Source organism: Clostridium sp. FS41, assembly GCF_000954015.1.
Taxonomy (GTDB): Bacteria; Bacillota; Clostridia; order Lachnospirales; family Lachnospiraceae; genus Enterocloster; species Enterocloster citroniae.
Genome location: NZ_JYHN01000064.1, coordinates 254,328 through 267,146 on the forward strand (window position 1 = coordinate 254,328; position 12,819 = coordinate 267,146).

Annotated in this window: 6 protein-coding genes; all 6 read right to left on the reverse strand. The window is 48.5% G+C overall.

The features are described 5' to 3' along the window. Window positions 1-82 precede the first annotated feature (82 nt). The gene (locus tag CLFS41_RS19225; protein WP_007868565.1) at window positions 83-1,141 is read right to left on the reverse strand and encodes an alcohol dehydrogenase; all 1,059 of its coding nucleotides are present in this window, start codon (window positions 1,139-1,141) and stop codon (window positions 83-85) included. Further along, the gene (gene larA / locus CLFS41_RS19230; protein WP_045093189.1) at window positions 1,126-2,448 is read right to left on the reverse strand and encodes a nickel-dependent lactate racemase; all 1,323 of its coding nucleotides are present in this window, start codon (window positions 2,446-2,448) and stop codon (window positions 1,126-1,128) included. The genes CLFS41_RS19225 and larA overlap by 16 nt, the downstream gene beginning before the upstream one ends. Window positions 2,449-2,714: 266 nt before the next feature. After that, window positions 2,715-2,927 carry a ferrous iron transport protein A gene (locus tag CLFS41_RS19235; RefSeq protein WP_007868571.1) on the reverse strand — a complete coding sequence of 71 codons (213 nt, stop codon included), beginning with the start codon at window positions 2,925-2,927 and terminating at the stop codon, window positions 2,715-2,717. Window positions 2,928-3,173: 246 nt separating this feature from the next. Further along, the gene (locus CLFS41_RS29100; RefSeq protein WP_152649053.1) at window positions 3,174-9,806 is read right to left on the reverse strand and encodes a doubled motif LPXTG anchor domain-containing protein; all 6,633 of its coding nucleotides are present in this window, start codon (window positions 9,804-9,806) and stop codon (window positions 3,174-3,176) included. Window positions 9,807-9,820: 14 nt separating this feature from the next. After that, window positions 9,821-9,985 (reverse strand): hypothetical protein, encoded by a 165-nt coding sequence (locus tag CLFS41_RS30135; RefSeq protein ID WP_161797496.1) that lies wholly within the window; start codon window positions 9,983-9,985, stop codon window positions 9,821-9,823. 279 nt (window positions 9,986-10,264) lie between these two features. Then, on the reverse strand, window positions 10,265-12,819 hold a 2,555-nt coding region (locus CLFS41_RS30810), incomplete at its 5' end, for a doubled motif LPXTG anchor domain-containing protein (protein ID WP_045093166.1).

Genomic DNA, 12,819 nt, shown 5'->3' on the forward strand with positions numbered 1-12,819 from the left:
TCTATCCCCATCTTACTGTTTCAGCCATACTTCCCGCTATTCCTAGCTATTTACAGAGAAATTCAGCCATCTGCATTTCCCCCTATTCCACTTTGATCGCATACTTGATCACATGATCCTTTTTGTTCTCAAATACATCATATGCTTCCATTATATGATCCAGCGTTGTCCTGTGGGTGATCAGGCAGCCGGTATCCAGGCGGCCCACCCGGATCAGCTCCATGATCTGTCCGCAGCAGGACGCATCCACGCCGCCTGTCTTAAACACAAGATTCTTACCGTACATATCCGGCAAAGGCAGTGTCTGGGCCTCCCCGTACATGGCCACCACACACACCACTGCGTTAGGTCTGGCAATCTTCCAGGCGGTCTGGAATGTGTCCCTGCCTCCGGCCGCCTCTAAAACAGCATCCGCCCCCCGTCCATCTGTCAGCCGTAGGATCTCCTGCTCCACATTCCGGCTGAGGGGATTTAAGGTCACGTCCGCAAGCCCCCGGGCCTTGGCCAGCTCCAGACGCTCATCCGACACATCCACTGCGATCACCCGGGCCGGGCCATACAGCCGGGCGCACATAAGGGTGCACAGCCCCGTGGGTCCTGCCCCTAAGACGGCCACGGTATCGGCAGGCTTGATCTCAGCCAGGGCAGCGCCCCAGTAGCCGGTAGAAAGCAGATCCCCGGTAAACAATGCCGCCTCATCCGTCACAAGGTCGGGTATCTTTGTCAGCCCATTGTCGGCAAAGGGGATCCTTACATACTCCGACTGCCCGCCGTCTATGCGGCATCCCAGCGCCCATCCGCCGTGTTCGTCCGTGCAGTTGTTCACATAGCCCCTTTTGCAGAAATAGCATTCCCCGCAAAAAGTCTCCACATTGACAGCCACCCGGTCTCCCGGCCTGACCCCCTTGACCCCTGCTCCTATCTTCTCCACGATCCCCACAAACTCATGTCCCAGAATAGTACCCGGCACAGCCTTTGGCACGGCTCCGTGTTTGATATGTATGTCGCTGGAGCAGATGGTGGTAAGGGTTACTTTGATAATGGCATCCTGGGGATGCAAAAGCCTTGGAACCGGGCGCTTCTCCAGGACAATATTCCCTTTGCCTTGATATACGGCTGCTGTCATTAATTGTTCTGACATATGTCTCCTTTCATGGTGCTGCACTCTGTTATTACAGATACCCCGTCCACAATCACAGTGATCAGGGAATCCTCCCGCCCCAGAAGGCGGTCCGCTGTGCGGATCCCTTCCTCCACGCTTCCCGCAGGTATCATGTGCATTTCCCTGACCAGCTGACCGGGCATATCAGAAATATATACCACCCTGGCCTTCTTAAGCACCCTGGCAAATATCTGTGACTGCCACTGGTCAACAATGGTCCGCTCTGCCGGCGTTTTCAAGAATTTTTCCAGAATCCTGTCCTCGTCCGCTTCCTCCCTGAAGGTGCGGTAAAACGCCTCCCCGCCATGGCCGTCCTCTGATCTGGCTGCCATGATGATCACTCCGCCTTTCTTTACAATGGTCTCTGCCGCCGTCATTCCCTTTACCGCCTGATACATGTTCTGATCCAGGGGATACCCGCCATTGGTCACGATCACAATATCAGACGGATCCGCACTGACCTTACAAAGCGGCAGCAGCCATTTCCTCCCCTCAATATGGGCCTGGTCGCAATCCCCGCTAAAGCAGTTGAGAATGATATGATCTGAGTTAAGGACCACATTAACAATAAAAGCCAGCCCTGCCCTGCGGGCAGCGTAAAGCATGTCACGGTGCAGGGGATTGCCCTGGATCCGGCCGGTCCTGGCACAGCTGTCAGCAATAAAGGCGGAATTGTGGTTATACAGTACTGTTTCCCTGGCCGCCACGCCGGGAAGCACGCTTTTTCGTCCCCCTGAAAATCCGGCAAAGAAATGGGGTTCAATGAATCCCTCAGCAACCAGCAGATCCGCCTCCGCTGCCAGCCGGTTCAGAATCAGACGCCCTCCTGAAGGAAGATAACCCAGATCCACCAGCTGTTCCCTGTCGTCACAGTCATGGACCACGATCTTTTCCTTTCCCACAATGTCCCCGCCGAATTTTGCGCTCATCTCCGCCTCCGTCATGCCACGGTGGCAGCCGGTGGCCACCAATATGGTTATATCCGCCCCGGGATTCCCTTCCCGGATCTCACTGAGGATCAAAGGCATGGTGATCCTGCTGGGCACCGGCCTTGTGTGGTCCGAGGTAATGACCACGATCCTCTGCCTGCCCCGGGCCAGTTCCCTTAACCGTTTGCTCCCTATGGGATGCTCCAGGGATTTCCTGACCAGCTCCTCCTCAGAAAACTCCGGCACATACCGGTTAAGCTTTGTGTTCAGCACAGCCCTGATCCGTTTCTTGGAAATGTCTGCCTGCAGCAATCCCCTTCCATAGGGAAGGCTGATCTGTTCTGTAATTTCTTCCATACCTTCCATACCCCTTTTCCTTTATTGCGGCGATTCCCGGACCGGATCTCACTCCTGCCCTTTCCAAATTCATACCTGTGTTCAATTATAGCATTAAATCCCGTATTTTTATAGATGATATGTCATCAGATTACATCCGTTCCATCCCTATGGCGGGAAAGACAGGGACAACAAGATTGCCGGATCCATATCCTGAAAGGGATATGAACCCGGCATCCGCAATATCTGTATCAGCTTATCTCTTCTTATAAACGCTCCATCCGGCTTTACACCTTGATGCGCGCCGCGATCTCACTTCCGATGGCAAGGCGTACATCATCCCGTCCGATGATGGTGCTGTTCCATCCCTGGCCAAACACGCTGATGGTGCTTCCTTCCTTTATATCATATTGGTTCATGAGCTCCATCACCTGGGGCGCCCCAAACATCCACTTAATGGTGCATTCAGTTCCTGCCTTAACTTCTGTCAATGACTGCATAGCCCTACCTCCATGTATCTTGATCTGTCAGATTTATTGTGCCCTGCTTTTCCGGTATTATCCTGGTCTGATTATAGTTTAATTCTCACAACGGCTGTTAGTCAATGGCAATATGGGTTAGGCGATTTTAATCTTTTTTTGGATATCTTGGCGGCAAAAAGGCAGCGCCTTCCGGCTGGTTTTCCAGCCATTGGGCGCTGCCTGTATTTTATTTCACTCCATGTTTGATTCCATTTTTACTGATTATCAGGACTCTTCTTCCTTCCGCTTCTTGCTTATGGCTGTCAGCATCAGTAAGATACCGGACATCACCATGGTTAATGTTGATTTGGCATAACCCTGACCGGTTTTGGGCAGTGGTGCCAGCGGTACTTCATCATCCTCGATGGTAGTAAATGGTGTTTCGGGAAGTGGTGCCAATGGTACATCCTGGGGATTAATGCTTACTACTCCCGGTCCTCCGTCTGTCTGAGTATAGCGTCCGGCTCCGCCGGAAGTGCTTCCGCCTCCACCGCCGCTGCTTCCGCCGCTTCCACCGGTGGATCTGAAGTTTGCAATAAATGTGGTATCCTGTACAAATGAATCAGCTTTCACTGCATCTGTATTAATATAGGTCTTACCTGCATTTCCATCAATACTCCAGTTGTTGAACGTGTATCCGCTGTTGGCGCCTGTGGTAACATCTGCCCTTGGGTGAGCCGGTGTTACACTGCCAACCTTGATGATCTCATTGGTCTCCGGATCCCTGGTGATCTGCTGGATGGTGTGAACCTCACTGGTGGTCCCGCTGACGGTTCCGTTATTGCCTGCCACATACGTAAAGGTGATCTGATATTTATCAGGTATTCCATCCGGGGTCTGCGGGTCCTTCCCGCCAATATCATCTAATACATAATATACCTTCACAAGATTGGCGTTGCTGTCAGAACCTGCTGTCCTGGGGCCGTTGGCGCTTTCAAAGATATAGTTCCTGCCGTTAAAGTCTCTTGGCACTGTGGTAAATGGAATTTCTGTTCCGAATGTTACATTGTCCTTGGTATCAACTTCACCTAAGACTCCGTCATAGTAGTATTCAACCCTGTAGCTTAAATCGCCTCTCATGGCAAAGTGGGCTGTATAGGTATCTGCTTCAAATACCTGAGTTTCAGAATTCTTCTTTGGAATAAAGGTTTCATCCACTCCTACCTTCTCACCGGCCTCATTAGTCCAATGGGTAAATACATATCCATCTTCCGCAGCTGCCTTTGCGCCTTCCGGTTTGCCGGTTGCCGGTGCCAGAGTCTCCTCTGCCCGGTTAACGGTTCCTCCAATGTCAGCCACATAGTTGACTGTCACTGATTCATCTTCTTCAAAATGTGCCGTGTAAGTGGCTGCTACATTCAGCCCGTTTACCTTGGCAGGTACATAGTTCAGATCCGTTCCCACTTCTTCTCCAGCCGCATTGGTCCAGTTTACAAAATGGTAACCCGGCAGTGCTTTTGCCTCGGAACCTGCTGCCACACCGGTCACCGGTGCAAGTGTCTCGCTTTCAGGATCTACGCTTCCGCCTGTTGTTGCCTCATACTTGATGGTAACATCTGCATCCTCTTCAAAATGGGCTGTGTAAACGGCTGCCACATTCAGTCCATCTACTTTGGCAGGTACAAATTTCAGATCTGTGCCGACTTCGTCTCCGGCTGCATTGGTCCACTTCACGAAATGGTAACCCGGCAATGCTGCTGCTGTGGAACCTGCTGCATCATCTGTCACCGGCGCAAGTGTCTCGCTTCCAGGATCTACGTTTCCGCCTGCTGTTGCTCTGTATTCAATCGTTACATCTTCATCTTCTTCAAAATGGGCTGTGTAAGTAGCTGCCACATTCAGTCCGTTTACTTTGGCAGGTACATAATTCAGATCCGTGCTGACTTGTTCTCCGTCCGCATTGGTCCAGTTTACGAAATGATATCCCGGCAGTGCCTTTGCCTCGGAACCTGCTGCATCATCTGTCACCGGTGCAAGTGTCTCGCTTTCAGGATCTACGCTTCCGCCTGTTGTTGCTTCATACTTAATAGTTACATCTGCATCTTCTTCAAAATGGGCTGTGTAAATAGCTGCCACATTCATTCCGTTTATCTTGGCAGGCACATATGCAGGGTCTTCGCCCACTACATCGCCTGCTGTGTTGGTCCATTTTACAAAATGGTAACCGGGCAGCGCTTCCGCCACGGAACCTGCTGCATTACCGCTTACAGGTGCAAGGGTTTCATAGGATGGCTTCACAGTTCCGCCTTCTGTTGCCCTGTATAAAATGGTAATATTAGAATCTTCTGCAAAGTTCGCCGTATAGGTAGCAGCTACATTCAAGCCATTCACCCGCGCCGGCACATACTTTAAGTCTTTGCTGACTTCAATTCCCTTTTCATTGGTCCAGTTCACAAAGTGATATCCGGGCAGGGAGCTTGCGGTGGAGCCAGCCGCGTCATCGGTAACAGGGGCAAGGGTTTCACTTGGTACACTGACATTTCCGCCCGCTGTTGCCACATAATTGATGGTTACATCCGCATCCTCTTCAAAATTAGCCTTAAACGTAGTTGCTTTATAAATGCCGCCGGCTTTTGCCACTGCATCGATTTCCTGAGTGTCTAAGACTGGGGTGGTTCCCACCTCCCGGTCATTCACTGTCCAGTTCACAAAGTGGTAACCTGGCAATGGTGTTGCTTCGGAACCTTCTGCAATACCGGTTGCCGGAGCGACCGTTTCGCTTTCAGGGTTCACACTGCCGCCAATGCCTGCCACATAAGTTAAGGTTACATCCTCATTTTCTTCTAATAATATACAGATCCTCTGGACTGCTCTGGTATCCTTCACGCGGTACTTGCCAGCTAATGCATTCTCTGTTCCCGTGGGAACGCTGTCTCCCGTCAGATAGACTGCTTTATCCACACTGTATCCTGGCAGGGAATCCGGAACTATCTTTAAGATATCCTGCTGGGACGTGGAGGTCTCTGAAATGTTAATATCATCATACGCATATACATATGCCGGACCTACTTTGTATCCTTCATCAGCCACTTGTTCATAGCCTGTTCCCGTACTCTTCCAGTATTCCACCTCAACGGTTCTTGGAAGTCTGTAGGTGATGTGCAGGCGCGACTCTTTGCCTTCATGGAATACTTCGTCACTTAATCCTTCAAATGCAATAGCTTTGCTGTCTTTTAATGTGGCATAAATTGCAGCAGACCACCCTGTGTCTGTTTCATCTGTCTCATACTGCAGGTATACGGAACTGATCTGAGCCCCTTCATGGGCCAATTCAGTCTGAGCTTTGCTGTATGCCAGAATTTCATTTACCCCATCAAGGGTCAGGTCCTCACCGCTCTGGGTTCCATTCTTTTTGTAGGTCAATGGAGCATTATCAGGGCCGTAGTCCTCATACATTTCAATCCAGTCGCCATAGCTGAGATCAGGATTTATATCAGGATAATATGCCCAAACCTTAAAGGTTCCTACTTCCTTCCACACTGCGAACAAAATGTCATCCCCTGCGGTCAGAGTATATGTTTCACCCGGCTCATAGGCGGCGCCTGTTCCGTCTTCTTCTGTATTCCAACCTGCAAAGTAGTATCCGTCTCTGGTAAACTCATTTTCCTTTACAATGACACCACCGCCCACGTTTCCTTTACTTGGTTCCATGGTTCCGGCGCCTTTATTTGCATCGTAGGTAAGGGTATCCATAGCTCCCTCCCACACTGCGTAGAAGGTCATTCCGTCAATCCATCCGCCTTCCGGCTTGCTGGGTGTGAACTTAAGGTCGGTAGAAATAGGTTCTCCCGCACCCTCGTCATTGTCAAACCATCCCTTAAACACGTATCCTGAAGGTGTTGTTCCTGTTGATCCCTTTGGATTTTCAGTATACGCCTTAAAATCTTCTTTGGTTGGAGATACGCTTCCTCCCCCTATGGCCTCGTAATGAACCGTTATAGATGGATTCGGAATATACTTGGCATAGAAGTTAGCCATCTTGTCAACCTGATACGGGAATTTGGCTGTCTGGCTGCGGTCAGCGTCTGTGTACCATCCGCTGAATACATACTCCACACCGTCTGCTGTCTTAGAAGCAGGATAGTTCTTCTTAGGTGATGTAGTATCACCAATCTTTACATCATAGCTCTCCACGGGCTGGTATCCGCTTTCACCTGCATCCCACAGCCAATAGGTTGCCGTAGCCTTCTCTTTGGTGGTTACGCTGGCTGTCATATCCACATGGTAGACTGCCTTGTTAGCGTCATGTCCTGTTCCATCTGCATCCACCCATCCCATGGGATAGGTTATTTTGTAAGGTGCGTATGAAATTTCCACATCAATGTCATTAACCGAAACTTCGTAAAGGTCTGCTATGACTTTCTTAATATTGGCATCAGCCGGGTAGGTAATGACTCTGCTGGCCGGATCATCAAGACTGTAATGTCCCTTTCCTCCTGCCATATCCGTTCCATACTGATTCTTAATACCGCTTACATCAATATTTCCCTGCCCTACATACTTCCAATCCTTATCCAGCAATGAACCAGGATCCATGCCGGGCCTCTGAACATAGAAATATGCTTTTACTTCATTCCGTTTAACGGTAATTTCAAATTCCTGTGTGCGCCGGCTTCCCCATGCATAATATGAATAGGTAATAGTCACCTTCTTGCTGCCGGCATCATTGGCATGAACAAGCGCATATGGATACCAGTCAGTTCCGCTCTTTGTCACGCTCACTATACTGGGATCAGATGAAGTCCATGTTCCCCCAGTGGAGGCATTGCGTGCCTGAAGGGTTATGGTCTGCCCCGCATACATTGTATAGGAGTCCTTATGATATTCTGTACCAACAATTGCATAGATGGAAAAATGTTTTGCTTCAAATGATACGGATGCCTCATCAACGGATGTACCAACCGCTTCCACATTCACAATATCCGCTGCCGTAATATCGATCTCCTGTGCAGCTGCCTTTTCTTTCTCATTCTTGTCATTGTCCTGAACAGTCTCAACATACATAACCTCAACGTTGTCGGACTGGGCATTCTGCTCTTGTACAGGAGCTCCCGCAAATGTTACCTTTACCCGTTTGCTTCCGCCCCAGATGTCGGAATCCAGCAGCTTATCGCCTAACCAGAGGTTAATATCATAAGCCATAACGGATGAAACAACTGCGCCATCCGCATCTGCCTGCGCGGTTTCTTTTACTGCATTTTCAACATCTTCATTTACCCTTGCAGCGGATGCCGTCACTCCAACAGGGAGAACGCCTTCGTCTGCACTGATATAAATGATCACGCCGTCTTCCATCACAATGGGTTCCAGCTCAACTGCCGGATGCGCCATGGTTTCATTCATATAAACCTGTACATCCTGCTCTTCATAGATATCCGGAACAGAATACCATGCTGTCTGAGAACCATTGTCATTATCAACAACTGCGTCAGCCTCAATGATCTCATCATTGACAGAAACATAATCAATTGCGGAACCAAGCTGGTTCTTAACGCCAAAGGTTAATGTTCCGCCTTCTTCCACGCCCCTGAGTCCTTCCACGATCCGTGCGCTTGCCTCGGGGTAAACAGCGTAAGAAACCTTGTACCCGTCAAAATCATCCAAAGCCTTCAGCTGGTTGATGGTAGTTACATATGCCTTTGCAGTGGAGCAATACCCCATTCCAACCAGATCCGCTGTTCCGGCCTTGGAAACATGGGTCTCCTCTGAAGGAGCTTCCTTTGTCTGCTCTGCGGTGGATGATGTAGCGGTTCCAACCGTTTCTTCCGGCTCTGAAGGCACATCTGCCTTGCTTTCGCTGCTGTCTGCAAAATCGCTTTCTGCCGGTGTTGTGTCCTCTGTATCCGGTACAGTGGTCTCTTCGTCAGCTTCAGCGATTGTATCTTCTGCTGATTCCTCGGGAGCCTGTGCGGACTCGGTGGGATCAGCTGCTTCCGAAGTGTCTGTAATCTCCTCGGTTGCTTCTGTTGCTTCTGTTACTTCGGCTGCATCTTCTTTTTCAGGAGTTTCTGTACCCTTAGGTTCTTCCTCTTTTTCCGGTTCAGGAGCTTCTGTCTCTTCCTTTGCCTCAGGTGCTGCTTCGCTGTTCTCGCTGTCTGCAACTACCGGAGCGTAATGACGCATGATGGATGCCACCGGTTCAGCTGATTCAGTCTTAGGAGCCTCTGTTTCAGGAGTATTTTCCTCAGCGGCTTCTGTTGTTTCTTCCGGCTGCGCCTCTGTCTGGCTTTCTTCCGGAGCTGCTGTGGTTGCATCTGCTGCATCTGTCTCTTCCGGAGCAGTTGTACTCTCATCCGGAGAAGTGCTTTCTTCTGCGGCAGTGGTTTCTTCCGGTACAGTTGTTTCTTCCGGTACGGTTACATTCTCATCCGGTACGGTTGTTTCTTCCGGATTCACGGTCTCTGCGGGAGAAGTTGTCTCTTCTGCAGATGGTTCCTGTGTTTCCTCGGGGGCAGGTGTCTCAACCGGTTTGGAAATAATATTGACTTCCTCATCACCGTATGCTGCCTCGTAACTCTTTACAGTTACCCGCTTGGTCTTTTTAACTTTTTCCGTACCATCATCCATTCTTGTGATCTCTGTGGTACAGCTGATGGTCCCCTCTCCGTTGTTTACATATAAGAAGATAATCTCCTCATCGCCGGTTACCATGTACATGTCATCGGCATCCTCGGGCAGACGTACAAACACTCTCAGTTCAGCATCCATGCTGCCGCCTTCCGGATCGGGGAACGCCTCGTATATCTTACCTTCCCCAAATAATAATTCCTCAAATTCAGCGATCTTTCCATTGGTGAAATCGAGGTCATCTGCTGTAATTTCATTACCATCGGCAATCGCCTCTTCAACGGCTTTCACAAGCTGTGAACCGCTCATTGAAAATGTAACTGATTCCGATGAGCCGGCTGCATATGCTGATTCATATTTGCGCCCACATTTGTGAAGATCATCGCTGCCGCAAGTACAAATGCAAGAAATCTTCTCTGCACACTGTGCATGTTTCTTACAATTGCCCTGGCTCCACTTCTTCTTTCCATATTGTTTCTCCTCTCTTAAGATCTTTATTTTCCAAAAACAGGTTTTTATTTTCTAAAAACAGTATATCAAACCACAGTTACAAATCAGTTACATTTTTAGGAAAAACGTAAATTTGTTTTGTAATCGTATTATTAGACATGTGTTGATTTTTGTATGAGTAATATGAGATTTTTTCACCTCAAAACGCAAAGAAGGCGGCACCCTCCGGCTGATTTCTCAGCCGTCAGATGCCGCCTTCTTTCTTATTTAATACTTAATTTTTGTTTACCTTCCGATTATCAGGAATCCTCTTCTTTTCGCTTCTTGCTCATAGCCGTCAGCACAAGGAAGATACCGGACATCATCATTGTAAGTGTTGACTTAACAGAACTCTGTCCTGTCTTTGGCAGCCCTGCTAACGGAATCTCTCCGTCATCAATGAGCGTTGTGTCAACTGGTGATCCTGGAAGCTGTGCCAATGGTACGTCTTCCGGCATAATGGTTACGCCTGGGCCACCTTCGGATGGGGTTACACGGCCTGGGGTAGAACCACCGCCGCCTCCGCCGCCTCCGCTGCTGCCTGAGGATTTGACGGTTAAGTCACCTGAAATGTAACTAATATTGTAATTTGCAGTCACATCCCTATCTCCATCTTGTATAACTGCTCCACTTGCTACATTCTTACTTGTTCCTACAGCAGTCTGGCTACCAGTTACTTTTACTGTCCATGTCTGCCCCTTTACAATTGTTCCTGAACTAACTGTTGCAGAATCATTTGTCAGCGGTGTTCCGTCATATGTTTTACTTGCAGAATCGGCTGTAAATGTAATATCACGTTTATGAATGATCACTTTTCCTTCTACAACCTGCGTTTCAAGGTAATTGGGATTAGTAGCCTTCACATATACTACGTAGACTCCTGATTCTGTAAAGGTTGGCGCTTCTTCTGTAAAGGTCACATTATCAGTTGAGTAATGTAAGGTTGAACCATCTCTTACTGCATGCGCATCAGTCAAGCCATAAGCATTTCCGTCATATGTGATTTCACGCCCAGTAACAAGTACTGCATTTTCGTTCGAGGCCATAATTACTAATTTACCCGGAACAACTTTTACTTTATAGTTCGTATTTGGCGCATAGAATGCAGTCAATGAAATATCATCTCCAACATTCTCTTTATCATTATCGCTCGGCATACGACTAAATGTTACAGTTCCTAAATCATCTTCAGCAATCAATCCTTCAACTATTCCAGTGAAAATTGGATCTTGCTGACCATAATCTTTACTCGTTGATATAGCAGTGATGGTTACTTCTTTCGGGATTACCTCTAATGTTCCAGCAACCGGTGTAATAGTGTATTTAGCAGTTACGTCTTCAGAACCATTCATGATTCTATAACCTTCCGCTACTGGATTATTTCCAGCAATACTGTCTATCACATTAACAACATTTCCGGTGGACTCTGCTACTAACTGGTCTCCCTCTATCAGGTTCCCCTCTGTTACGATTACACTTGTATTACTGTGTGTGTTCCCATCATATGGGAAACTCTCACTTGCTGCTGTGATGGTAATCTCCAGCTGTTCACCATATTCCATGGTCAGGCTTCCATCTACATACTGAACGGTGTAGTTGCTTTCCTCGCCACTTGTGAATGTATGGCTTACTATCTTGTTATCCACCGGACTCTGGCTCGGGTAGAGGATGCTTCCCTCTACTACTGCGCTTACCGCATCCATCCCCACAGTTCCAATTGCCACATATCCATCATTGCTGTGTGGATTTCCATCATAACTAAAGTTATCGCTTGCTGCTGTAATAATTACTTCCCTCGGTGTTACTGTTAAGGTGCCAGACTGAGGCGTAATACTGTACTTATCCGTCACATCCTCATCACCGTTCATTACTTTGTAGCCTTCCTTTACCAGGTTATTTCCTGCAAATGTATCCGCTACATTAGTGATACTTCCTTCTGCTTCTGCTACCAGACGATCACCTGCTATCAGGTTTCCTTCTGTTACAGTCACGCCTGCATTGCTGTGCAGATTTCCATCATACGGGAAGCTCTCACTTGCTGCTGTGATGGTAATTTCAACCTGCTCACCGTATTCCATAGTCAAACTTCCGTCCATGTACTGTACGCTGTAGTTGCTCTCCTCACCGCTTGTGAATGTATGGCTTACTACCTTATTATCCACAGGGCTCTGGCTTGGGTAGGTAATATTTCCCTCTACCACTGCATTTACTGCATCCGCTCCTACGGTTCCAGTTGCCTCATATCCACCATTTCTGTGCAAGGTTCCATCATAGATGAAACTCTCGCTTGCTGCTGTGATAATTACTTCCTTCGGTGTCACTGTTAAGGTTCCTGTCTGGGGTGTGATCTTGTACTTGGCCGTCACATCCTCATCACCGTTCATTACCTTGTAGCCTTCCTTTACCAGGTTATTTCCTGCAAATGTATCCGCTACATTAGTGATACTTCCTTCTGCTTCTGCTACCAGACGATCACCTGCTATCAGGTTTCCTTCTGTTACAGTCACGCCCGCATTGCTGTGCGGATTTCCATCATACGGGAAGCTCTCACTTGCTGCTGTGATGGTGATTTCAATCTGCTCACCGTATTCCATGGTCAAACTTCCGTCCATGTACTGCACGCTGTAGTTGCCCTCCTCACCGCTTGTGAATGTATGGCTTACTACCTTATTATCCACGGGGCTCTGGCTTGGGTAGGTGATGCTTCCCTCTACTACTGCGCTTATCGTATCCGTTCCTACGTTTCCGACCACTTCATACCCATTGTTGCTGTGTGGCTTTCCATCATAGCTGAAGCTTTCGCTTGCTGCTTTAA

Coding starts and splice junctions, on each gene's coding strand:
- CLFS41_RS19225 (WP_007868565.1), bottom strand. CDS start 1,141: ATGTCAGAACAATTAATGACAGCAGCCGTATATCAAGGCAAAGGGAAT.
- larA (WP_045093189.1), bottom strand. CDS start 2,448: ATGGAAGAAATTACAGAACAGATCAGCCTTCCCTATGGAAGGGGATTG.
- CLFS41_RS19235 (WP_007868571.1), bottom strand. CDS start 2,927: ATGCAGTCATTGACAGAAGTTAAGGCAGGAACTGAATGCACCATTAAG.
- CLFS41_RS30135 (WP_161797496.1), bottom strand. CDS start 9,985: ATGGAAAGAAGAAGTGGAGCCAGGGCAATTGTAAGAAACATGCACAGT.